This window comes from Meiothermus luteus, assembly GCF_003574085.1.
GTDB classification, from domain to species: Bacteria; Deinococcota; Deinococci; order Deinococcales; family Thermaceae; genus Meiothermus; species Meiothermus luteus.
On the sequence record NZ_QWKZ01000001.1, the window covers coordinates 67453 to 88383 of the forward strand.

At 64.4% G+C, this 20931-nt stretch carries 23 protein-coding genes; 20 read left to right on the top strand and 3 right to left on the bottom strand.

The annotated features are described in order from the left end of the window. Positions 1-56 precede the first annotated feature (56 nt). A complete protein-coding gene (locus Mlute_RS00425; RefSeq protein ID WP_119358806.1) occupies positions 57-302 on the bottom strand; it encodes a hypothetical protein in 246 nt (81 codons plus the stop codon). Between the two features lie 137 nt (positions 303-439). Here Mlute_RS00425 and Mlute_RS00430 point away from each other — a divergent pair, with 137 nt between their 5' ends. Continuing rightward, positions 440-1078, top strand: a complete 639-nt coding sequence (locus tag Mlute_RS00430; protein WP_119358807.1) for a hypothetical protein — start codon at positions 440-442, stop codon at positions 1076-1078. Positions 1079-1131: 53 nt separating this feature from the next. Here Mlute_RS00430 and Mlute_RS00435 read toward each other — a convergent pair whose 3' ends face one another. Beyond that, positions 1132-1713: a hypothetical protein gene (locus Mlute_RS00435; RefSeq protein ID WP_119358808.1), complete on the bottom strand. Its 582-nt coding sequence runs from the start codon at positions 1711-1713 to the stop codon at positions 1132-1134. Continuing rightward, positions 1682-2221, bottom strand: a complete 540-nt coding sequence (locus Mlute_RS15895) for a hypothetical protein (RefSeq protein ID WP_245958786.1) — start codon at positions 2219-2221, stop codon at positions 1682-1684. Before Mlute_RS15895 ends, Mlute_RS00435 begins: the two co-directional genes overlap by 32 nt. Before the next feature lie 1242 nt (positions 2222-3463). Here Mlute_RS15895 and Mlute_RS00445 point away from each other — a divergent pair. The 19 genes from Mlute_RS00445 (at position 3464) to Mlute_RS00535 (ending at position 20927) form a co-directional block, all read left to right on the top strand. Next, positions 3464-3799, top strand: coding sequence for a TrbC/VirB2 family protein (locus Mlute_RS00445; protein ID WP_119358810.1), 336 nt, complete (start codon positions 3464-3466; stop codon positions 3797-3799). 7 nt (positions 3800-3806) lie between these two features. Then, positions 3807-4118 carry a hypothetical protein gene (locus Mlute_RS00450; RefSeq protein WP_119358811.1) on the top strand — a complete coding sequence of 104 codons (312 nt, stop codon included), beginning with the start codon at positions 3807-3809 and terminating at the stop codon, positions 4116-4118. Further along, positions 4105-6642, top strand: a complete 2538-nt coding sequence (locus tag Mlute_RS00455; RefSeq protein WP_119358812.1) for a TraG/VirB4 family ATPase — start codon at positions 4105-4107, stop codon at positions 6640-6642. Before Mlute_RS00450 ends, Mlute_RS00455 begins: the two co-directional genes overlap by 14 nt. Then, positions 6639-8006: a hypothetical protein gene (locus Mlute_RS00460; protein WP_119358813.1), complete on the top strand. Its 1368-nt coding sequence runs from the start codon at positions 6639-6641 to the stop codon at positions 8004-8006. The genes Mlute_RS00455 and Mlute_RS00460 overlap by 4 nt, the downstream gene beginning before the upstream one ends. Positions 8007-8015: 9 nt before the next feature. After that, positions 8016-9407 carry a hypothetical protein gene (locus Mlute_RS00465; protein WP_119358814.1) on the top strand — a complete coding sequence of 464 codons (1392 nt, stop codon included), beginning with the start codon at positions 8016-8018 and terminating at the stop codon, positions 9405-9407. A gap of 8 nt (positions 9408-9415) precedes the next feature. Continuing rightward, on the top strand, positions 9416-9637 hold the full coding sequence (locus Mlute_RS00470) for a hypothetical protein (RefSeq protein WP_119358815.1): 222 nt from the start codon (positions 9416-9418) through the stop codon (positions 9635-9637). Positions 9638-9711: 74 nt separating this feature from the next. Beyond that, positions 9712-11964 (top strand): type IV secretory system conjugative DNA transfer family protein, encoded by a 2253-nt coding sequence (locus tag Mlute_RS00475; protein WP_245958787.1) that lies wholly within the window; start codon positions 9712-9714, stop codon positions 11962-11964. Then, on the top strand, positions 11954-12163 hold the full coding sequence (locus Mlute_RS00480) for a hypothetical protein (protein ID WP_119358817.1): 210 nt from the start codon (positions 11954-11956) through the stop codon (positions 12161-12163). Before Mlute_RS00475 ends, Mlute_RS00480 begins: the two co-directional genes overlap by 11 nt. Next, entirely contained in the window at positions 12150-12641 is a 492-nt protein-coding gene (locus tag Mlute_RS00485; RefSeq protein ID WP_245958788.1) for a phospholipase D-like domain-containing protein, read from the top strand. The genes Mlute_RS00480 and Mlute_RS00485 overlap by 14 nt, the downstream gene beginning before the upstream one ends. A 1-nt stretch (position 12642) precedes the next feature. Continuing rightward, positions 12643-12879: a hypothetical protein gene (locus Mlute_RS00490; RefSeq protein WP_119358818.1), complete on the top strand. Its 237-nt coding sequence runs from the start codon at positions 12643-12645 to the stop codon at positions 12877-12879. Then, on the top strand, positions 12876-13424 hold the full coding sequence (locus Mlute_RS00495) for an HD-GYP domain-containing protein (RefSeq protein ID WP_119358819.1): 549 nt from the start codon (positions 12876-12878) through the stop codon (positions 13422-13424). Before Mlute_RS00490 ends, Mlute_RS00495 begins: the two co-directional genes overlap by 4 nt. Next, a complete protein-coding gene (locus Mlute_RS00500; RefSeq protein ID WP_119358820.1) occupies positions 13412-13870 on the top strand; it encodes a lytic transglycosylase domain-containing protein in 459 nt (152 codons plus the stop codon). The genes Mlute_RS00495 and Mlute_RS00500 overlap by 13 nt, the downstream gene beginning before the upstream one ends. Continuing rightward, a complete protein-coding gene (locus tag Mlute_RS00505) occupies positions 13834-14811 on the top strand; it encodes an AAA family ATPase (protein WP_119358821.1) in 978 nt (325 codons plus the stop codon). Before Mlute_RS00500 ends, Mlute_RS00505 begins: the two co-directional genes overlap by 37 nt. Further along, positions 14811-16430 carry a hypothetical protein gene (locus Mlute_RS00510; protein WP_119358822.1) on the top strand — a complete coding sequence of 540 codons (1620 nt, stop codon included), beginning with the start codon at positions 14811-14813 and terminating at the stop codon, positions 16428-16430. The genes Mlute_RS00505 and Mlute_RS00510 overlap by 1 nt, the downstream gene beginning before the upstream one ends. Before the next feature lie 3 nt (positions 16431-16433). After that, entirely contained in the window at positions 16434-17024 is a 591-nt protein-coding gene (locus tag Mlute_RS00515; protein WP_119358823.1) for a hypothetical protein, read from the top strand. Next, a complete protein-coding gene (locus Mlute_RS00520) occupies positions 17021-17434 on the top strand; it encodes a hypothetical protein (RefSeq protein ID WP_119358824.1) in 414 nt (137 codons plus the stop codon). The genes Mlute_RS00515 and Mlute_RS00520 overlap by 4 nt, the downstream gene beginning before the upstream one ends. Next, positions 17431-18297: a hypothetical protein gene (locus Mlute_RS00525; RefSeq protein WP_119358825.1), complete on the top strand. Its 867-nt coding sequence runs from the start codon at positions 17431-17433 to the stop codon at positions 18295-18297. The genes Mlute_RS00520 and Mlute_RS00525 overlap by 4 nt, the downstream gene beginning before the upstream one ends. Beyond that, positions 18294-19514: a hypothetical protein gene (locus Mlute_RS00530; RefSeq protein WP_119358826.1), complete on the top strand. Its 1221-nt coding sequence runs from the start codon at positions 18294-18296 to the stop codon at positions 19512-19514. The genes Mlute_RS00525 and Mlute_RS00530 overlap by 4 nt, the downstream gene beginning before the upstream one ends. 114 nt (positions 19515-19628) lie before the next feature. After that, complete coding sequence (locus Mlute_RS00535) at positions 19629-20927, top strand: S-layer homology domain-containing protein (protein WP_245958789.1); 1299 nt, start codon at positions 19629-19631, stop codon at positions 20925-20927. The last annotated feature ends 4 nt before the right edge of the window (positions 20928-20931 follow it).

Sequence of the window (20931 nt, forward strand, 5' to 3'; positions counted from 1 at the left end):
CCCTCAGAGAAAAGGATAGTCTCTGAGAGGCAAAAAGGACTGAGGGCCTTAGGGTCTTAGCGCACTCGAGCGAGCAACCAGCCGCGAGGAAGGGGAACGAGTACCTCATCCCCGGATTCGAGGAGGTGCTGGCGAACCTGCTCGCACTCGACGTAGGACGGGAGTTCTTCCATGAGGTCGGCGGTGGTGGCGTCAAACAGTGCCCCCCTGACCTGGATGATCTCCCAGCCTTCACGTTCTGCAATACGCCTGACCACCATCTCGACTTTACCGTAGCCTTTGAGTGTGCTAACCTTAACCATAGTTTCCTTTCCGACGAGAGGCGCAGGCCGCGAACCCAGCCTCTCGTCTTTTCGACTTGAGACTGAGCGCCTGCCTGACCCTTCCGAAAAGGAACCAGGTAGCCCTCAGTAAGATATTACCAAAAAGGAGGAACATAGTGCGCGTTGCGGTGTTTCCGAATACCCTCACCAGCGATCAGATCGAGGGGTGGTTGGCTCGAGGTCTTACGGTGGAACTCGACCGGGCCACCGTGGAAGCGAGCCTGCTCACCCCCAGGCCGGTGCGGCTGCCCGTCTATGAAGGCGAGCGGCCCCAGGGCGTTCTGGAAGGACGAGCGAAGACGGAGGAAAACGCCCTGGTCATCGAGGGTGTCTTCCAGGAAGAAGCGGTGCGGGCGGGTGTTTCCTGGGAGGAGGTGGCCCGCCAGTTCGACCTGGCGGACACCCCGCTCTACCTGTGGCGGGCCCGGCGGCTCCCCGAGGAAAAGTGGGAGGCGTGGCGGGCCGATCTGGATCAGCTCGGTCTGGCGGACAAAGCCGTGCTGCTCGGAGACCCGGAGGGTGGCCCGCTCTGCCGGGCAGAACCCACCCAGGAGAACGCCTGGGCCTTCTGGCTGGCGGCCTGGCGGTTCGGAAGCCGGGTAGCCCTCGACCTGGGAATGCGGCGGGCGAGCCTCGAGCGGGCCTTCAGCGCGCTCAAAGAACGCCTGCCGCAGCTACCCGACAGCCTGCTAAAGCGCAGCCGGGAGGCTGAGGGCTGGGGGAAGGAAGAGCTGAAAGCACTCCGGGCAAAATAGGGGGCATCTTGCCCCTGTTTTCTATCTACATCTGTCCCGCAGGGGCAAGAAAGCTACCACCAGGGCGCGGCCAGCACAAAACGCGGCTCCAGCCCGAACCCTGCCAGCTTTACCCGTAGCTGCTCTGCCTTCTTCTCGGTGGGAGCCCCCCAGTATTGCCCCACGAAGCGCAGGGCGAAGGTTTCGGCTTTGCGCTTGAGCAGTGCCGGGGAGTAGCTTCCCGCGTCGTACTCGATGGCGATGGGGCCCAGCTTGCTGTACCAGTAGGCATCGGGCTGTTCGCGGTAGTGGATGCGGTGGGTATCGGTACGCCACACATCGGGCCTGGCCCCCAGGATATGCCGCATCTCCCCCACCCCGGCCAGATGCCGCAGCAGGGGCGGCCCCAGGCGGCTGACCCAGAGAAAGGGGGTGTAGAAACGCACCTCCATCAGCCGGTTGGCGTGATGCGAGGGGTTCAGCACTGCCCGCACGATGAAGATGCCCACACGGTGGGCTTCCTTTTCCGAGGGAACCATCCCGTAATGGCGCATGAGTTGGCCCTCGGAGAGGGCCAGATCACAGCGCAGGGCTTCATGGATACGCTCCAGTACTGCTTGTCGCTCACCTCGTGGCAGGTTCCTGGCTTGGGACAACAAGGATCACCACCTCCGTTCCTTTCTCAGCCTGGGCCACCCGTACCACCGCTTTCTTGTCCTGTTGCAGGGCAAACAGGTTCGCCAGGCTTCCGGCCATGAATAGCTCCAAAGGCGGGGTTTGCGAGGACTGGGCCACCCCGCCCCCCGGCAGCACGGTCACGCTCTTGGCCTGTGAGGCCGCAGTGACGTAATCGCTCACCCCGCGCAGGCTGCCCCGGATAAGGTCAGCGGCGATGGAGGGCGCTTCCTCGCGCACTCTGGCCGCCACCCCCAGCGTCCCCTCGGCGTCCAGCAGGGTGGCGCTGACCGTGTACTCCCTGCCGTCCTTGATGGCCTTGGTGAGCTTCCCTTTGAGGCGGCGGGTCTCGTCCAGAGTAACCTCGCCTACCCAGGTGGAGCCGTCCTCAGCGTCTACCGCTACCGGGCCGGGGACACCTTCCGCGATGAGTACCCCGATACCCAGCCGCCCTTTGAGGCGGGTGCCCAGGGGGTAGGGAGAGGCCATCGCTGGCGCGGGCGCTGGGCCGGTAGCTGCTGGTGCTACCGGAGCCGAGGGGAAGGTTGGCAACGCCGCGCCGGGTGCAGGTGGTTGTGTGGGTGTAGAAGCGGGCGTTGAGGTCTGGGCCTGCCCGCCCACCAGGTAGAAGCTCCCGCCCTTTCCGCCCTGGCCCTCAACTGCCCGTACCGTGAAGGTGGACTGGGTTTCCTTCTTGAGGCTCAGAGCCCCATCAGTTGAGCCTGAAGCGGAAGAGCGGCTGGAGGAAACCGGCTGGTTCTGGAGTGCTGCCGCCACGTCTTCAGCCACAGAGCCGGTAATCGGGCGGCCTGAAGAAGAGGGTGCAGAGGGGGCCTGGGGCCGCGTTAGGGTCAGCGGCCCGCCCTGGCTCTGGGTGGTGGTAGCCGTAGCGATGGTCAGCGGGGCCGGTGGAGTTGCGCCTGGGCCAGTAGCATCGCTGGAGGTCTGCTGACCGCTGCTGGCAGCCTGTGCAGTCGCGCTTCCAGCGTTCGCCACGTACAGGGTCATGGGTTGGGGCGGTGGTGTCTGTGCCGCGCCAGTTGTGGTCGAATAACCCGAGGGCGGCGGGGTGGTTGGATACCCTGAAGGTGGGGGCGGCACTTCAGAGTAGCCACTAGGAGGGGGTGGAGTTGCACCCGTATCTTGTGGACTCTGGCTCTGGCCTGTGGCAGCGGCGGTCTCACCGTTTGCGCTTGCGGCTGTCCCTCCAGTAGCGGCTGCTTCTGAGTTAGCTGAAGCAGGGGGTGCCGGTTCGGGTTTAGGTGCGGTCGTAGTCGTAGCGGTTGGAACCGGCACAGGCAGGCCCCCTTTGGCGGGCTCTGTATTGCGGGTGGAAAGGGCGAACCACAGGGTAGTGGCCGCTATCAGACCGGCAAACCCCACCGCGATCTGTTTGGGACGGGAGGGCACCCACTCCCCGGTGAGCTCGTCGTAGCGGTCAAGCAGGCGGTGCTTGAGGGTGAGTAGCCAGCTTCGCCGCGCCACCGCCCGCTGGGTCTCCTCCTCCGGGGTGGGCAGGTCGTCAAAGAGGATGCCGGACTCGAGAAGATCGGCCAGTTCGGGATTCTCCTTGCGTAGGCGCAGCAGCAGCTCATCAAACTCAGGGTCGGTGGGTGAAGGGACTGGACTTTTCAGGACAGCCTCAACCTGTTGTTTAATCTCTGGGTCAAGTCGCATATGGTAGTATCATATTACCCGTAATGGGTAACAAAAAATCGTAGAGGTGACAGCATGAGTAAAATCGGCCTTTTAGCTAAAAAGATCGCAGGTTCGGAGATTCGTGGGTTGCTGATGGGGTTGGCGCTGGTGGGGCTGGGTGGCGTGGCCCACGCCCAGGCGGATCAGGCCTTCACCAACCTGACCACCGCCATCTGCAACATCTACAACGCCATGAAGGGCCCGTTTGGGCTGGCCCTGGTCATCATCATGTTCGCCATCGGTGGCATTAGTCTGATGATTGGTGGGAAAAAGGCCGTTCCGCTCATGATCGGGGCAGCCGTGGGTGGTGTGATTCTGGCTGCTGCGCCCTCGTTTGCAAAAATATTCGTAAGCGGGACAGCCTGCTAGAGGTTGTATGCGTCGCCGGGTGTACCGTCTCTATCAACCCATAACGATTGTCGGCCTGGAGGTGTGGCAGCTTCCAGTCATTGGTATGGGCTTCGTCATCGGCTTGCGGCTGATGGAGGGGATGCACCCGGCGATGGGCCTGCTCGCCGGAGCAGTAACGGGCTATCTGGCGTTGGTGGCGGCGGATCGGCTCCGTGAACGTTACCCAGGTGCGTCGCTGCTGCATGAGATGCTATGGCTGACCCAGAGCGACCGCTATGTGCCGGGGAAGGATAAGGAGACAGTTCCACTTTTGTTGAGGGAGAATGGCGGAGACTAGCGGGCTAACGATACTCAACCGCCCTCGGGAGCACTCGCTTACCGAGGAGTTTGCTTATTGGGAGATACATGAGGGGCTGATGGTGCTTGAGGATGGGCGGGCCGAGGTGGGGGTGGAGCTGCTGCTCAAGCCCACCCTGCTGCTCAGCCAGAGCGACCTCGAGGGCCTGCTCTACATGGTGCGGAGCGTCCTCCGAAACGGCGTGCCTCAGGGCACACGAGCCCGGCTATATGTGGAGGCGGCCCCCGCGCCGGAAGAGGTGGTGGACGCATACCGGACGGCCTACACACCCAGCCATCCGGTAGCTCGTGAACTGGCAGAGGAACGGTATCGCCACTGGCGCACCCTGTGGGAACGGGGCGAGGTCATGGAGCGGCGGGCCTTCCTCACTGTGAGCTTTGGACGCAAGCGGCCCAAGCGATTGCCGTTCGGGAAGGCAGAACTGGAAGGGCTGATCAAAGAAGGGGCCAAAATCCGCGAACGTATCCGCATGATTGCTCGGGGGCGGGGCGTGGAAGTGCGGGAGATGGACTCCCAGGCGGTCTTTGGCCTGGCCTACCGCTACCTGAACCCTGGTTTGCGTCTCTCGGGGGTGCCCGCTTACCGGCCCACCTGGCAGCGTTACCCACGGGTGGCGGTGGAGAAAATGCCGGGGCTCAGGCCGCCCACCTTGCGGGCGCAGTTGTTGCGGAGCGAGGTGGACAACTCCTACCGCGAGGCGCTATACGTAGGCGGGCGCTGGCTGAGCATGTTCAGCCTGTACACCATCCCCGACGAGACCTACACCGAGATGGGGGACGTGCTGGCTTTAGCCGGTGGGGGGGAATACTACCTGGTGGTGGATTTCTACCACGAGCCTTACGAGAAGGCCCTCAAAGCCCTCAAAGCGCGGGCGCGGAGATTCTATGCGGCCAGCGCCAACACCGAAACCTATGTAGACCCTAACGTTATCATCGGACAACAGGAGACTGAGGGGGCGATTGCCCACATTTCACAGACCGGCGACCACGTATATCGCGTGGGCGTTTCACTCATTCTGATTGAGCGGGAGCGGGAGGCCCTCGAGCGGCGGGCCAACCAGGTGGTGGGTAAACTGTCGGAGATTCCCGGCAGCCCCTTCCGGCAGCTCAAGAACGGCCTTTTTGAGCCCTGGAAAAACCGCGCCCCTTTTAGCGGGGGGATCAGCGACGAGGTGGTGAGCCTCTTGGAGTCCAACGCCGCCGACCTGGTGCCCCTCACGGGGGCCTGGAAGGGGCACGAGCAGCCGGTGGTGCTGTTTCATAACCGCTTCCGCTCGCTGACCCGCTTCGATCCCTTTACACCCCGCACGGCCAACTGGAACGGCATCGTGGCAGGCGGTTCGGGATCGGGGAAGACCTTTTTCACTCAGTACGTACTCGCAGATTTGCTACGCCGGGACGAGGTGGACGTGGTGATCCTCGACCGGGGGCGGAACTACGAGGCCCTGGTGGAGGCGTTTGGCGGAGCGTTTATTGACATCCGCCCCGGCGGGGAGACGGCGGTTAACATGTTCGACCTCGAGGAGGGCGAGGCCGAGCCCAGCCCCGAGAAACTTCAGGACGTGCTGCGCTTCTTGCGGGCGATGCTGCCACCGGGCGAGGACAAAACCGAGGAGGCGGTGGAGAACGCCATCCTCGAGGCGGCCATCGAGCAGACCTACAAGCGAGCCAGCCCTGACGTGCCCCAGCCGGACGGGAGCTATAAGAAGGTCTACGGGGGAGCGAGGCTTTCCGACCTGGTGCAGACCTTGGTGCTTATGGACGAGATAGGTAGCCGTCCGGCCTCACCCTCGGAGAAGGAGGTGGCGCGGAAGCTGGCGCTCAGGCTTCAGTCCTGGGTGGGGGATAGCCCCAAGGGGCAGTTCCTCGACCGGCCCACCAGCGTGCCCCTCTCGCAGGCGCGGGTGGTGTGCTACGAGCTCGAGGGCCTCAAGGACGACCTGGAGATCATCGGCACCCTGCTCATCGCCGACCTGGTGTGGAAGCGGGCTAAGCAAGGCCAGGGGCGGCGGGTGCTGGTGGTGCTCGATGAAGCCTGGAAGGTCTTTCAGAGCCCCTACGCCAGCCGCCTCATCGAGGAGCTGTACAGGCGCTTTCGCTTCCTGGGCGGGGGCATCTGGAGCATTACCCAGAGCTTGGCCGACTTCGCCGGGGAGGGGCCCAGGGCGCTGTTGCAGAACACCACCTTCCACTTTTTGCTACGTCTCTCACGCAGCGAGGCCGAGCTTGCCGTGATGCGGGAGGTGCTGGGGATGCCCGACCGGGCCATCGCGGTACATGGGGGTCTGACCGGGGTCAAGGGGGTTTACTCCGAGGCGTTAGCCTGGATTCGCACCGGGGAAGGCCGGGAGGGAGAGGTCATCGTGGTACGGCCCAGCCCCGTGGACTACTGGCTGTTTACATCCACCAAGGACGAGGTAGCGAAGCGACGTGAGATGGTGAAGCGCTACGGCGGGGATGTGATGCGGGCGGTGCGAGCGCTGGCCTATGGAGGTGAGAAATGAGGCGGATATTTGCGCTGTTTCTTCTTCTGGGGATGGGTTTGGCCCAGAGCTACACCATCAGCCTGTCCCCGGTGCCGGTCTCGTTAGCGCCAGGCCAGTCGGTTAAAAGCACGTTAGCGGTGCTGCCGGACGGATTTACCGGGACTCTACCCATCAACATCACCGGGCTGCCCACAGGGGTGACGTACGCTCCCAACGCTATTACGGTAAGTGATCCACAGAAAAACACCACGGTGGAGATTGTCTTTACAGCGGCGGCCAGTGCGCCGAAAGCATCCTCGTTAACCACCATCAACGTGGGAGCCAAACGCCAGTTTTTCAGCGTGGTGGTAGACCCCGCGGCCCAGCCCCCCTCGGAGAACCCGGCGAACCTTGAGGCCATCTGGCAGCAGGTGCAGCAGTGGGGAGGTACGGCCTGCCGCACCATCAATACCTTCAGCCTGGAGAGCGTGCGCTGGGTATGCACGGTTTACCGCACGCTGGATCGGGCAGTGGGGATGTGGGATGAGGTTCGGCAAGACTTCGACATGCTTAAGCGGGAAGGGTTCATCACTGGTGTGAGCTACCTGGTCAACGGTTTAGGCGGGGAGTTGGGCTTGGCTGAGGGTAACGTCGAGGCCGACCAGCTAGAGAGCGACTTTCTGGCCTTCCGGCGCAACTACCGCAAGGCAGTGGCCCAGCTCAGCAACTGGATGACCCGCCAGCGGGAAAAGCAGGTGGAAGCCCTACGCAACAACCCCTATCCCAACGGCAGCCCGTCGTGGTGGGCCTTGGAAGCGCTGAAGCTGAACCCTAACCTGATCCTGACCTCGGTGGTCAGCAACCAGCAGCGGGAGAGCCTCGTGCTCCAGAAGGGGCGAGTAGAGGCTATCAAGGGGGCCGCAGAGAAGCAGGTGGAGCGCTCGAGCACCGGGCGCACCCAGGAGGAACTGGAGAAGGCCCTGCAGGTCACCAATCCCCTGCCCGGTCAGGAAGGCGAGGCGGAGCAGGTGGTACGGCGGGCCCGGGAAGCCAACTCTACCCGTGAGGTGCTGGAGGTGTTGGTAGATGCCCAGGCCAAAATAATGCGGCAAAACCTGGGTAACACCCAGGACATCGTGCAGGCTATGCGGGAATCGGCGGTGCAGCAGGCCTACACCACACAGCAGATTTCCAACCTGTTAGAGGTTGAACTCCAGCGCAGAAGCGATGAGATAAACGCCTGGCAGGGCGAGGTGGAGCGCACGATGGCCCAGGTAGCGGAGGAGGCCGAAAGCCAGACCGCCAACCTGCGGATGCTGGCGGCGCTGGCCCGCACGGTGGCCTGTCCCGATGGGGTGCTCGGGGTTGGCAACGACGGCAGTACGGTGTGCATCCGTCCATAGGGGGAGAATATGTTGCGGGTTCTTGTATTGCTTGTACTGCTTCTGGCGGGGATGGGGCTGGCCGACCAGCCGCAGATTCCACCGGCTAATACCGCCCAGCAGGAAAGCCTGTTCCGGACGTTTTTCGACATCAACCGCTGGTTGCAGAGCATCAGCCGCGACGTGGCCCGCCTGGAGGCAGGCATCTCCAGTCTGGCCCTGGCCCTGGTGATGCTGGGCTTCGTCTACGGCATCGTGCAGGGCATCGTAGGAGGCGGGCTGGAGGCCATCAAGGGCACTTTTGTCCGACTGGCGGTGGTAGGTTTGCTGCTTTCCCTGTGGAGTAGCGGGTTCGTGGGGAACACCCTGGATCGGGCCATGATGGCCGCACGGGAATGGGGGGTGGACTCCTCAGCCAATACACTGGCGGATGCCGGAGACAGCCTGGACGCGCTGGCTATGCGGGTAGTGCCCTTTATGGGTGCGGTAGGGGCGATTAAGATAATGACCGCTAAAACCGCTGAAAACGTAGCCAAGAACGCCACGACCCGCACGGTGGCCTCGGGGACAAGTGCGGGGGCCAGCAAGGTCATGCAGTACCTCAACTGGGCCACCCTGTTGCTGATTCCCTTCATGCTCTTCTTCTTCATCCTGATCGTGGTGGCCTCGTTCACGGTGGAGATTGGGGTGGCCTTGTTCCCCCTGGCCGTTGCCCTGTTGATGTTCCCCAAAGGCTCAGCAGCAGACTGGTTTGGAAAATGGATCGCGGCGGTGGTAGGGGCACTGCTCATCGTGTTGCTGCTGCCCATCGGCTTCAAAGCGGCAGTCGAGATGGGGATCAACCGCCCGGTGAACCAGGTCAACGCCTATGTGGAGCAGGCCCTCGAGCGGATCGAGGCCCAGAAAGAGGCGGGCCTGGCAGTGGTGGTAGACGCGATGGGCGATTGTCGCATGCTGGATGTGGGGTGTACCCTCGGCAACAACCTGAAGGCCCTCGGCACCCAGCTAAATGCGGTGTGGCAGCAGATCACCACAGCGGTACAGGCGTGGCTGCTCGGCGTCATTCTGCTGCTGGCAGGGATGGCCGCAGCTGCCTACGTGCTGTTCAACGTGGAGCGGGTGGCGATGAGCTTTGTGGGCGGGTTCGTTGCCACAGGGGTTCGCCAGATGCTAGGGGCGTCCTCGCTGGGCGGGCGGGTGTACAGCGGGCCCAGTGCCGCGAACACCAGTACGGTGCGGGATGAGCCCAGCTTCCGTATGCCCGCAGGCCAGTTACCCCCTCCGGCCTACGCGATGCAGCCCTATTACGGCGGGAGGAGCTACGGGGACGACGACATCATCGAGGGCGAGTGGAGGCCTGCTCCACGTGAACTACCGGCAGCGGGGAATCCACGCGGTCTGCCGGGGCCATCAAGTGATTAGGAGGAACTATGAACGCATCCGATTTGATCGAAAACAACGAACTGCTGGGGCGCTGGTTTTATTACCAGGGCCGCGACTGTGTGGTACGGGCGGTGAGCGCGGTGCGGGCCGAGCACGGCAGGGCCGGGTATGAAGTCGGCACCTGGGCGCTTGAGGTAGATGGGGTCATGGTGGAGCGGGTCTACGGCACCCTGGAGGCGGCCACCCGGAGGTTGATCGAAAAGATATGAGCGCGGCACGTCCGGGTTCGCTGCTTGAGGTGCCCACCTCCCAGAAGCTAGCCCGCCTGGGAGGCGGCTTACTAATGATTGGGACGCTAGTAGCGGTGGGCTGGATCGGCTGGCAGACCGCTATAGAGGTAGCCGAGGGGATGATGCGGGAGGGGTGGGGTAAAGCGCTCAAAGCAGCCACCCCCAGCGAGCTCGTCCTCCGCTGTGCGGGGGATTTCCTGGGCAACTGCTCCAGCACCTTCAACGGGTTGTGGCAGAAGGCCTTACCCCTGGATACCCTGCGGCTGGTGGTGGCCGGCGGTTTCGTCGTGGGGATGCTGCCCTTCCTGATCCGCCCCCACCGCCCGCGCAAGCTGCCTGGTCAAGGGCGCTGGGCCACCGCCAAAGACCTGGCGGGCTACCTGGGCGAGAAGGGTAGCGGCTGGTACGGCCTGTTCGAGGGCAAGCCCTTGCGGGTTCCCCACATGGAGCGGCGTACCGGGACGCTGGTGGTGGGCAAGCCTGGCGGGGGCAAGACCACCGGATATTTCCAGCCCAACATCCTGCTGGATGCCAGGGACGGCTGGAGCGCTGTCGTATTTGATCTAAAGTGGCCCGACGAGGGCGGGCTGATGGAGGCGGTGCGCTACTACCGCTACTTCGGGCGGAACGTGTACAGCTACACCCCCTTTGTGGCGGGTTCGGCCCGCATCGCCCTCCTGGAGGGGGCGGAGAACCCCCAGGAGGCCAGCAACATCGCGGACATCATCGTGCCACGCCTGGCCGACGGGGGGGCTGAGTTTTACGCCAACCTCGAGCGGATGCTGCTGGCCGGGCTGGTCTGGATTGAGGGCCAGGAAGGGCGTTACTCGTTGCGCCACATCCTCAACCTGTTGCGCCAGGGCAAGGAGGAGATCAAAGCCTACGCCGAGGTGCGGCCCCACCTCAAGGAGCGGATCGGGGCAGTCTTGCAGACCCGCGAGGACATCCTGGCCGGGGTGGTGGCGGGGCTGGCAGGGAAGCTCTCGCTGTTTGAGAACGACCACCTGGACGCCTCGAGCCTGCCTGGTACGGGGGCTATCCCCTGGGAGAAGTTCTTTAGCGAACCCAGCCTGCTTTACATCGGCATCCCCCAGGAGCACCTGGAGGGGGGCAAGGCGACGGCTTTGCTGTGGCTCGTGAAGCGCATCATGGACAGGGAAATCCACCGGGCCGCTGCCCGGAACGGGGGGACGCTGAAGACGCTGACCTCGGTCTACCTCGACGAGTTCACCGCGTTTGGGAAGCTCCCCGGCATCGAGGACAACCTCAAGACCATGCGCTCGAAGGGGGCCGCCTTCCACGTGAGCGTGCAGAACCTGGCGAACGGGCGCTCGGTCTACGGGCGGGACGTGTGGGAGAGCATCCAGGGGACGTTCGGGCAGCAGGTGTATCTGCTCGAGCGGCTCTCGGAGGAGGATCGCAAGTGGCTCGCGCGCACCCTGGGCTATGAGACGGTGGTGGGCTACTCCCGGAGCTCTTCCAGGAGCGGCTTCCTCTCGGGCAGCGAGGGCGAGGGGGAACGAGAAGAGGCCCGCTTCCTCTTATCCGCTGAGGAGATGCGGGAGGTGAAGAAGGGCGAGACCGTGGTCATCCTCGACGGCAAGCCGCCGGTGCGTACCCACCTCGGAGGGATGTGGGAGAAGCGGCATCCCCTGCACGGGCTGTACGAGAAGGCCCGGAAATCGGGCGAGCGCCCGGCCACCGCAAGCCCAGCCGTAACCGCAACGGTTTCCTCTTCCGAGGCTTCTCCTCCAGCGGCCACGGACGATCCCCTGGTGGGACGGGCTGTGCCCGTACATCGAACGGACGATGCCCTATCGGGACGGCCTCCGGCCGTACACCGGACGGTAAAACCGCAGCCCGCCGCAATCGAGGCCAGTGACCCGCGCAGCCTGGAGGGCTACATCCGCCGACTGACTTCGGTCATGCCGGTATTCCAGCGTTACTACCACAAGAAGACCACCACGGGCCTCCGCTTCGTCCTGCCGGAGGGCTTCCCCCCACCCGAGACCGCCTGGGTGCGGGAGGGATGGGTGGAGGTCAAGGGGGCCAGGGAGCTCTCGGTGAACCTCACCAGCAAGGGGCTGGAGGCGCTGGATAAAGGCTTTGTGGTAGCCCTGGTGCGCTGGTGCCGGGTGCGGGAGTGGGCCCGCAACCACGGGCAGGACGGAGCCAGGGTGGTGGAGATGAGCCAGGAGGAGGCCGAGACCGTGCTCAGGGAGTACGCCAAACACTTCCCCTCGGAAGAAGGAAAGGTGCGGGTGGAGGTGGCGCTGGAGCGGATGGAGGGCGGCCATGCGGGTTGAACTGTTCTGGCAGATACTCGAGAACGCCACGGTGGTGCGGTGGGATGGCAAGCGGAAATACTGTCTGGTCTATCTGCCGGGTCTGGGCTACCGCCTGTACCGCAGGGAAGGGCATTGGGTGCTGCTGCTGGTGGTAGGCCCGGAGGCCCGGCGATGGGCAGCGACCTTTGGCGTGGAGGTGGACGGTGCGGCTGCTTAGCGTGCTACTTTTTGCAGGGATAGGGCTGGCCCAGGCCCCTGCTACGCCCACGCTCTCCGAAGCGGAGGTGAGCCGGTTAGTAGCGTCGGCGCGGAGCGAGGTGCTGCTGGAGATGGCGCTCTTCGACGACCGCCCAGTAGCCGAGGGGTACCGGGTGGCGGTGGTGGAGCGGGGGGCCAGGGGGTACATCCTCACGCGGGCGGACACAGTGGAGTCGGGCCCTTCTTACACCCCGTGGGCCTCGTTGCTGCCGAACACGGGGGCAAGATTGCTAGCTTTTACGAGAGGGGATTATCTCGTGGTGGACAGGCGCGTGGCGGTCATCCGCGAGGAACGCATGGGCCTGCCGGTGTACCGCCTCGAGGAGTCCCCGGCGAAAGTAGCGGCATTGGTGCGGCAGTTCGTAGAGGCCTTCGCAGTGGCCCGTCCATACCGGATTGACGGGCTGGTAGAGCGGCGGGTGGCCCGGTGGAGGTAGTGTGGAGAAGTTCTTGCGAATCATCGGCTGGGTAGGGGTGGTAGTAGGGCTTTCGGGCGTGCTGCCGGGGATTTTTCTTCTCCGGGGCAGCATGATCGAGTTTGGCGTAATCAACCTGCTGCTGGGGGGGCTGGTGCTCTACCAGGGGGCGCTACTGGACGAGCTGCGCCACATCCGGCGGGGGATCGCGCGGATGGCGGTGCAGGCTGAGCGTTCGTTGGAGGAGGTGGAGCGATGACTACCCTCAACGAGCTGCTAGAGGAGCACGAGATATGGTTGGTGGGCCTGCTCGGGCACACCCCCAACCTGCGGCGCTGGTCTGTTCAGGCCGCGCAGGATTTTGGCCTGGGCCTGGACTTTGAGCTCGCGGCGTTGTACCACGACTACGGGCGGCTGTTCGTGCCGGGCCGCCCCTACCTGCTCCCGCGCCCCCTCACCCAGGAGGAGCAGGAGGCGATGAAAACACACGTGGTCATCGGCTACCGCAAACTGAAGAAGAGGCTGGGCAAGGTCGGGCTGGATGCGGTGCTCTACCATCACGAGCGCTGGGACGGGCAGGGGTATTTGTACGGACTTTCGGGTCAGGAAATCCCCCTGGCGGGGCGGGTGTGCGCGGTGCTGGATGCGCTGGATGCGATGCTGGCCGAGCGGCCCTACCGCCCCGCTCGTTCGTGGGTAGAGGCGCTGGGGGAGCTAGAGGCGGGCAGCGGCAGCCAGTTTGATCCGGCGGTGGTGCAGTGGGCCTTGGAGTCGTTGCGCCCGGAGGGGGTATGTCGCGGCTGATCGCCGTGCTGGTGGCCCTCTCTCTGGGCCTGGCCTGCGGGCGGGTGCCTGCTGACCTGGCAGGGGTGGCGGCTTATTACGCCCGTGGCTACGGCCTCGACCCCGACCTGCTCATTGCGCTGGTTTGGGTGGAGAGCCGCTTCTGTGTGAACGCGGTCTCTCCCAAGGGGGCTACAGGTCTGGGGCAGATTATGCCGGGGACGGGCCGGGCGATGGGCATTGCAGAGCAGCGTTTGCGTGACCCGCAGTGGAACCTGTGGGGCACCGCCCGCTACCTGCGGCAGCAGTGGGACACCTTCCAGGACTGGCGGCTGGCCCTGGCCGCCTACAACGCCGGGCCGGGGGCGGTGCGAAAGTACCGGGGTGTCCCCCCCTACGTCGAAACGCAGAAATACGTGAGGGACGTGCTATGGGTGTACCAGTGGTTGAAGAAAAACAAGACGTAAACGTAACACGGGTCTGGGTACACGAGCGCTTCCCGGAGGAGTTCGCCCGGCTGATGGAGCGGCTGCCCCCCTGGGTGCGGGTGGAGGTGGAGGCGCACCGGGACAGCCTGGACGAGATAGTGCTCGACCTGGGCAAGCCCCTGATCTACACCGCAGCTGATCAGGTCTACATCCTGGAGAGCCGCACTGTCAACAAAGATGACCTTTCCTACCTGACCCACCGGCTGGGGGGGTTCAAGGAGAACAACCGGGCCGGGCTGGAGGGCACCCTGCACCGTGTCAGCCGCATCCAGGACGCTTACGGGGAGACGGTAGGGGTCACCATCCGCATCGGACGCTTCGTAATGGGGGTGGCCGAACCCTTGCGGCCCTGGCTCGAGCAGAGTGGTTCGATGCTGGTGGTGGGGCCGCCCAGGACGGGGAAGACCACCCTCTTGCGGGACATCGTGCGGATTCTGGCCGGGCGCTACGGGCCACGGGTGGCGGTGGTGGACACCAGCAACGAGATCGGCGGGGATGGGAAGCTCACCCATCCCGGCATCTCCCCAGCGAGGCGCTTGCAGGTGCCAGACCCGCCCTCGAAGAACCAGGGTTGGGTGATCTACCAGGCCATCGCCAACCATAGCCCCGAGGTGGTGGTGGCCGACGAGATCGGCTACAACGAGGACGTTTTCCAGTGTTTGACCGCCTCGAGGCGGGGGGTGCGGGTGGTAGCGACCGCGCACGGGGAGACCATCCTCGACCTGCTGGAGAACCCGGTGCTGCTGCCCATCCTGGGCGACCCGAACGAGGGCAGGCGCAGAAGCCGCCCGTCCTTCGCCATGTGCCTGGAGGTGCGGGGCAAGGGGAAGTTCGTGCTCTACCCTGACTTTGCCGAGGCCCTGGACACCCTGCTCTCAGGGGGTGAACCCGAGGGATTGCAATTAGGGAGGTGGGATTGATGCGATGGATTGGACTGGCTTTGCTGCTCGGGGTAGCGCTGGCGCAAGACCCCCGCTACCCTGACACGACGCGCTACCTGGTGAGCGCCCCAGACTACCGGCTGGAACGGCTCACCCTGCTCAAATGGCCCTTCGTGGAAGTCCTGCGGGCCGACCGCTGGAAGGAGAACCAGCAGGCCCGGCTCGAGGGGCGGGCGGCGGTGGCCCACGAGTGGCGGCTACCCATGAGCGACCTGCTGACCACCCAGGAGGTGGCCCGCGACCTGAGAAAAGCCTGGCAGCGCTTCGAGGAGCGCTACTACTGGCACGTCATCACCCGGCTCAACAACCCCGCGCTCTATGCGGTGTACTGCTGGGCCGGGCTCAAGGGGCCTGACCTCAACCCGCCCCTGCCGGAGGTACAGGTGGACGTGCCCTCGGGGAGCGTACCCCAGGGGTTCGACCCAGGGCTTGGCTGGCCCAGTCCAGCCGCCCAGGGCCAGCACATGCTGGACGCCTACTGGCCGGTGCCGCAGGTGAACAGCGAGGACTTTTGCGACGGGTTAGGGCTTGAGATTCTGCCCCTGATGTACGTGCCGGGGTTCTGCCTGGACATTGACGCTATCGGCTTTTCCTGGTGTACGCCGGGGTACAACGACGGGCAGCCGCTATGGTTCAACGACAGCGCAGCCCAGACACGGGTCTCGGACGGAATCGCCCACGCGGTGGCGACTTACTACCCGGACTATCAACTCGACGTACTGAGTGCGCTCAGGCCCAGGGTGCCCACCGACCTCTCTGACCCCACAAGGCTCAGGGTCTTCGCCCCCATGCCCTGGCAGGCGCATGTGCTCGAGGGGGGCGCGGTGGTGACGCCGGTGATGCGGACGCTGGACGGCCTCACCCCGCAGAACCTGGTGAGCGAGGCCCAGGGGATTCTGCAAACCTTGCAGCGGGCATTGCCCCGGCTGCCCGAGGCTGAGCGGCTGGCCGGGACGGCCTACTACTACCAGGCGCTCAATAGCCTGTCCAAGCTGTCTTTTTTGCAGCCAGTCAGCGCCCAGTTGACCGGGCTTATCGCTGGGCTGGACGAGAAGGCTATGCGACTGGCGCTGAACACCCTGGCCGCTACCGACGAGGGGAGCAAGCTGGCCGGGCGCGACCTCTTCATCAACCACAAGAACGCGCCGGGGGCCTGGCGGCTGGAGGAGCTAAAGCGCTGGTTCCCCCCGTCCAATCCCTACATATACGAGCGGTTTGGCTATCTGAGCTTCTTCCAGGTCTGGAACCGGGCTGAGGTCACCACCGTGCCCGACTTCCGCGCTGACCGCAACCCCTTGGGGGTGGCAGCCTCATTAGGGATGCGGGCTTTGTTCTACTGGTGGGTGCCGGTGCGGATCAAAGTGAGCCTGATCCCCAGCCCGCCCTTCATCAGTCTGACGGGAAGCCTGGACTTCCCCCGGCCCATCCCCGTAGCGCCCTATGTGCTCCCCTTCGCGGGTGAGCGCACCTACTGGGGGTGGGTGAGCGTGCCGGAAGGGTACGAGATTCCCAGGGTCAAGGGCCAGCCGGGGCTGGGGGTGAGCGGGGTGAGCATCCCGGGCTTCTCGGGTAACGTGTACGACCTGCTGTTGAGGTGAAGGATGCGCTGGATTTATGTGCTGTTTCTGACGGTTTTCCTCGGAGGAGGAAGCCTGGCGATTGATGCGCGGGACTACAAGACCGCCTACGACCTCTTGCGGAACGGGCTGTGCGCCCTGCGGATTACCTGCCTGCTACCGGCGGACATGATCTATCCGGCTGACTGGCAGCGGGATGTGCAAAGCCGCCTCGAGCGCTCCCGTGAGGTGCTGATCATCGGGGACGTGCAGTCCTTCCAGCCGGTGATCCAGTACCTCGACGGCTGGTTACGCACCACCGACCCCCAGCGCCAGCAGCAGCGGCCCCAGATTTTCGCGGTAGTCCCGCAGGAACAGGTGGTGTGGTTTAGAGGCTGGACGGAGAATCGTGAGCTGTCCAGCTTCGTGAAGGTGGCGGCCAGCAGCAACGAGAACGAGCCGCTAGGAGTGGTGGGGCGCACGGGCCTGCCCCTGCTCATCCTGGACAACCAGGTGGTCTACATGCCGAGCTGGTGGCAGCTCGACGGCCCCACCCTGCGACAGGTGCTCACCTGGGGACGTTTGCTAGTGGATCAGATCAGGAACGCCCAGCAGCGCAAGCAGGAGGTCAAATGAGATTCCTGGCCTTCCTTCTTCTGGGGATGGGTTTGGGCCTCGCTCAGGGTCAGCAGGGTCAGCAAATCCTGTTCCAGACCCCCAGCCTTGCCCAGGCGGTGGGATGGGTGAGCAGCGTAGGGGGGCAAGATGCCCTGGTGATTGGCGACCTTCCTGACCCCGCTTTCGCCCGTGTCCTACCCGCACGCACCCGCGTGCTGGTGGGGGGCGCACTGCCCGGCTGGGTGCGAACCGGGATGGAGGTGCGCTACCTCAAGGGTTTGAGGGGTAAAGGCATGTTGCTCATTGACCGGAGGTACTTCGTGGTGCGGGATAACAAAGGGCTGTGGACGGTACTGGCAAGCCCGGAGATCGGGATGCAGGTGGCCTACTACCTCGAGCAGCTCTGGCAGATAGGAGGACGCTCATGAGATGGATTGGCGCTTTGCTGCTCAGCGGCCTGGCCTGGGCCTGCCCGTTGACCTTACAGGTAAGTCCCGAGGGCGGGGTGGTGAGCCCTGGCAACCTGACGGTATCGGTGCGTGCGGGGGCGGTGGTGGAGCGGCTGGAGCTCTCCCTTCGCATTGAGGGACGCTGGGATACCTACTCGCAGGTCTGGGCGTGGCAAAACACCAACGCTGGTAGCCTGAGCCTGTCTGTAAACGCTTCGCTCAACGGGCAGTACATCTTCAGCGCCAGCAGCCCCAACTGTGCGGCGGTGGCCCAGGCCAGGGTGATGGTGCTGATCCCCTGGACGGTGGAGGGGGGGCAGCTGCCTTGGCTGCTATGGCGGGAGGCGGAGGCAACGAACTACATCGAAATGTTTGGAAACCTCCGAGGCGGACAGCCCATGTTCATCGAGGGCCTGGTCACCGGCCTGGCCGAGCCGGTGCGGGTGGTCTTGCGGGACTACCTGGTGCGGGGCTATTTGAACCGGGACGGCAACTTTCTCCCCCGCTGCACAGGCATCTGTTACTCGATAGCGCCGGTGCAGAGCCGGTTGTATGCCGTGCAGGGACAGGCGGTGAGCGGCCTGTTTCAGCAGGGAGGGGTGGGCTTGGGAGCCTTTGGTGGCATCCGCGACAGCCGCTCGTATGAGATCGGCGGACGGGGGGTCTCCGGGGTGCTGGTGGTGCGGGGCTACCGGCACGACTACATCCTGCTGTCGGCAGTGGGGGACTTCAGCGACCCCCAGGTGCAGGTGGTGGAGCTACCCAAAGGGGGCGCTGAACTCTTCCGCAAGGCGCTCTCCCTGGCCGCGCTGCAACAGAGCGCTCGGGAGGTGATCCCATGAGAAGTATCTGGATGATTCTGGCCTCAATGGGCCTGGGCCTGGCCCAGACCACCGGCGGTAGCCTGAACGACCTGGCGGGGCTCAAGAGTGTGCTGAACACGCCGGGCGAGCTGCATCTGGTAGTGCCCAGCATCACCCCGTGGGCTATTCAGCTTTCCCAGTGGCGCACGGTGGGGCCCACGACCTTTTACCTGCCCCAGACGGAGGCCAGGCGGTATTGCGGCAGCGCCAACGCCGCTATTCGGGTGCTGCCGGGCAGTATCCGGGAGCCCATCGGCCTCATTGTGGGTAAGGGCAGTACCCTCGACGGCATCGTGCTCAGGGGTCAGGGGCTCATCCACGACCCTGGATGGGCCGAGAACGACCGCATCGCCCTGTGGATGGGGCTTTCAGGGGCTCCCCGCGAGGGCCGCACCTGGGTGGAGGGTAGCTGGACGGGCGCACTGACCGCACGGGTGGAGTTGCTGACCACCGAGCGCTACCTGGGCGACCCCCAGAGCAGCAGCTACCTGTTTACGCATGTGTGGAACGGCAGGGTGCTGGACGTACAGGTGCAGGGCTATGACCCCTACCGCATCTACAGCGGCCAGACCCTACCCCTGGTAGAAGCAGGCGGGACGGTACGGGGGGACTGCACGCTGACTTCACGGACGGCGGTGGTGGAGGTGGGGGTAGATACCAGCCGGACGAGCCGTTATACGGGGGCGCTCGGGAACAACACGACCTTCACCTTTGACCCTGGTACGGGGTTGGAGACCTTCCGCTCGGTGGAATACGCCGCCAGTTGCGGCTGGTTTGGTTGTGGATGGCGCGGATACTACATCTATGACCTCCAGGGACGCTACCGGGGTAGTGGTGAAGGCTCCCAGTGCGGGTGGAACTGGTGTACAGCGGCTAACATCTATCCCCGGCTCTTCGAGACCCGCAAGACCCACGAGGAAGTCACCGCCCGCATCCGACCCTGGCTCGAGCGCACCTACTGGCAGGTACAGGGCACCTTCCCCGTAGAGGCAGGGGGAATCGTGCGGGTGAACGGTCAGGTCTGGCAGATTCCGGGGCTGGAAGGCTACGGCAGAAGACCGCAAGGCGTGGGTATCGAGTGGTTGCGGGGGGAACCTTTTGTCAGCAACCTGGCAATGGCGACCGGGCTGATGGGAGGCGAGGCTTACCGGGGCCAGGTGGTGAGCTTGCAGGATTATTGTGCAAATATGCGGTAATATAGTATTGCTATGACTTTGCAAAATAATCTTAGGAAACTAGTAAAAGTCGGTTTTTCGGTCTGGAGTACCAGTCTAGGGTTAGCCCTCGCGCAACAGGCCCCCTTCTCGGATGTGCCTGCCAACCTGGAGAGCATCCGGTTTCTCTATGAGAAGGGCATCGTGCAGGGCTACCCGGACGGCACCTTCAGGGGAAGGGAATATATGACCCGCTATCAGGTGGCCGCCATGCTGTACCGCACCTATCTGGTTTTTGCGGATGACGTGGCGAAGCGGGTGCGGGAGGCGTTAGCCCAGGACTCCCAGGCCCGGCTCGAGGAGGCGCTGGCCGCCATCAGCGATCTCCAGGAGGCGTTGAAGATCGTGCAGGAGGCGCTGGAGGACTACCCCGAGGTCAAGGCGGGCCTGGAGGAGACCCGCAAGAACGTGGAGGGGCTGGCCGAGGAACTGGCCCAGGTGTCCAGCCAGATGGTAACGCGGGAGGAAATCGGGGAACTGCTCGGTTCGGTAGGTGCGCTGGAGAACCTGATCAAGCGCGGCGAGGCCGACTTACGCACGCTTCAGGCCCGGGTGAACGCCCTCGAGCAGGTCATCCGCGACCTCGAGGGGCGTACCCAGGCCGCCCAGGGGGAACTGAACAAAAAGGTCTTTGACCTGGGCGGACGGGTGGACACCCTGGAGAAGAAAGGCAAGAACGCCCCAAGGCTCACCATAGGGGGTTCGGTCGGCCTCTCGGACGGGCAGCCGGACGGTGAGGTGTTCGTCCAGGGAGAGGCGAACGGCGTTCGGCTCACCGGACGGCTATCCCAGGCGGGCGTACAGGTGCGGGCCGAACAGGACGGACTGGCTCTCGAACACCGCTCCCAGAACGGAGTGCAAGAGAGCCGGGGCGATCTCAAGGCGTTCGAGGGGGTGGCCCTGAAACTGAGCGCAGGCTACGGGGATTCGGCTTTTGGGGTGGCCTCGGTGGTGCATGAGCCGGACGGCGGTCTGGTTCCCGGCCTGGTGGCCGAGGGCGGGGTGGGGGCCGGATTCCATGAGGGCAACCTGTCCCGCAACCTGCTGTTTGCTCGCGTGGGCTACCGCTTCGGCAACCTGACCCCCACGGTGGGTTACTGGAGATACCAGGGCGAGGAGCCCTACAGCTTGCTGGAAGGGCGGCTCGACTGGAAAGCCGACTTTGGCAGCCTCGGGGGGTACTACCGGCTGGTGGCGTTCCCCGGAAGCGGAACCCAGGGCAGCGAGTGGGGGGTGCAGTTCCAGTCCAACAGCAACCCCTTTTTGGAGCTTGGCTTCAAGGGCGTGGATGGGCTGGTGGCAGGTGAGCCGGGCAGCTTCAGCTTCCGCTATCAGAACGCCACGGCCAGCCGGACGGACTTCACGGTACGGGTAGGGTACAAGCTGGGGTTCTAGGAGG

What these genes read in the sequence shown, in the direction of transcription:
- Mlute_RS00500 (WP_119358820.1), top strand. Translation starts at nt 13,412, where the DNA reads ATGTCGCGGCTGATCGCCGTGCTGGTGGCCCTCTCTCTGGGCCTGGCC.
- Mlute_RS00480 (WP_119358817.1), top strand. Translation starts at nt 11,954, where the DNA reads ATGCGGGTTGAACTGTTCTGGCAGATACTCGAGAACGCCACGGTGGTG.
- Mlute_RS00460 (WP_119358813.1), top strand. Translation starts at nt 6,639, where the DNA reads ATGAGGCGGATATTTGCGCTGTTTCTTCTTCTGGGGATGGGTTTGGCC.
- Mlute_RS15895 (WP_245958786.1), bottom strand. Translation starts at nt 2,221, where the DNA reads ATGGCCTCTCCCTACCCCCTGGGCACCCGCCTCAAAGGGCGGCTGGGT.
- Mlute_RS00525 (WP_119358825.1), top strand. Translation starts at nt 17,431, where the DNA reads ATGAGATGGATTGGCGCTTTGCTGCTCAGCGGCCTGGCCTGGGCCTGC.
- Mlute_RS00520 (WP_119358824.1), top strand. Translation starts at nt 17,021, where the DNA reads ATGAGATTCCTGGCCTTCCTTCTTCTGGGGATGGGTTTGGGCCTCGCT.
- Mlute_RS00510 (WP_119358822.1), top strand. Translation starts at nt 14,811, where the DNA reads ATGCGATGGATTGGACTGGCTTTGCTGCTCGGGGTAGCGCTGGCGCAA.
- Mlute_RS00450 (WP_119358811.1), top strand. Translation starts at nt 3,807, where the DNA reads ATGCGTCGCCGGGTGTACCGTCTCTATCAACCCATAACGATTGTCGGC.
- Mlute_RS00465 (WP_119358814.1), top strand. Translation starts at nt 8,016, where the DNA reads ATGTTGCGGGTTCTTGTATTGCTTGTACTGCTTCTGGCGGGGATGGGG.
- Mlute_RS00515 (WP_119358823.1), top strand. Translation starts at nt 16,434, where the DNA reads ATGCGCTGGATTTATGTGCTGTTTCTGACGGTTTTCCTCGGAGGAGGA.
- Mlute_RS00455 (WP_119358812.1), top strand. Translation starts at nt 4,105, where the DNA reads ATGGCGGAGACTAGCGGGCTAACGATACTCAACCGCCCTCGGGAGCAC.
- Mlute_RS00425 (WP_119358806.1), bottom strand. Translation starts at nt 302, where the DNA reads ATGGTTAAGGTTAGCACACTCAAAGGCTACGGTAAAGTCGAGATGGTG.
- Mlute_RS00530 (WP_119358826.1), top strand. Translation starts at nt 18,294, where the DNA reads ATGAGAAGTATCTGGATGATTCTGGCCTCAATGGGCCTGGGCCTGGCC.
- Mlute_RS00495 (WP_119358819.1), top strand. Translation starts at nt 12,876, where the DNA reads ATGACTACCCTCAACGAGCTGCTAGAGGAGCACGAGATATGGTTGGTG.
- Mlute_RS00470 (WP_119358815.1), top strand. Translation starts at nt 9,416, where the DNA reads ATGAACGCATCCGATTTGATCGAAAACAACGAACTGCTGGGGCGCTGG.
- Mlute_RS00475 (WP_245958787.1), top strand. Translation starts at nt 9,712, where the DNA reads ATGATTGGGACGCTAGTAGCGGTGGGCTGGATCGGCTGGCAGACCGCT.
- Mlute_RS00505 (WP_119358821.1), top strand. Translation starts at nt 13,834, where the DNA reads ATGGGTGTACCAGTGGTTGAAGAAAAACAAGACGTAAACGTAACACGG.
- Mlute_RS00445 (WP_119358810.1), top strand. Translation starts at nt 3,464, where the DNA reads ATGAGTAAAATCGGCCTTTTAGCTAAAAAGATCGCAGGTTCGGAGATT.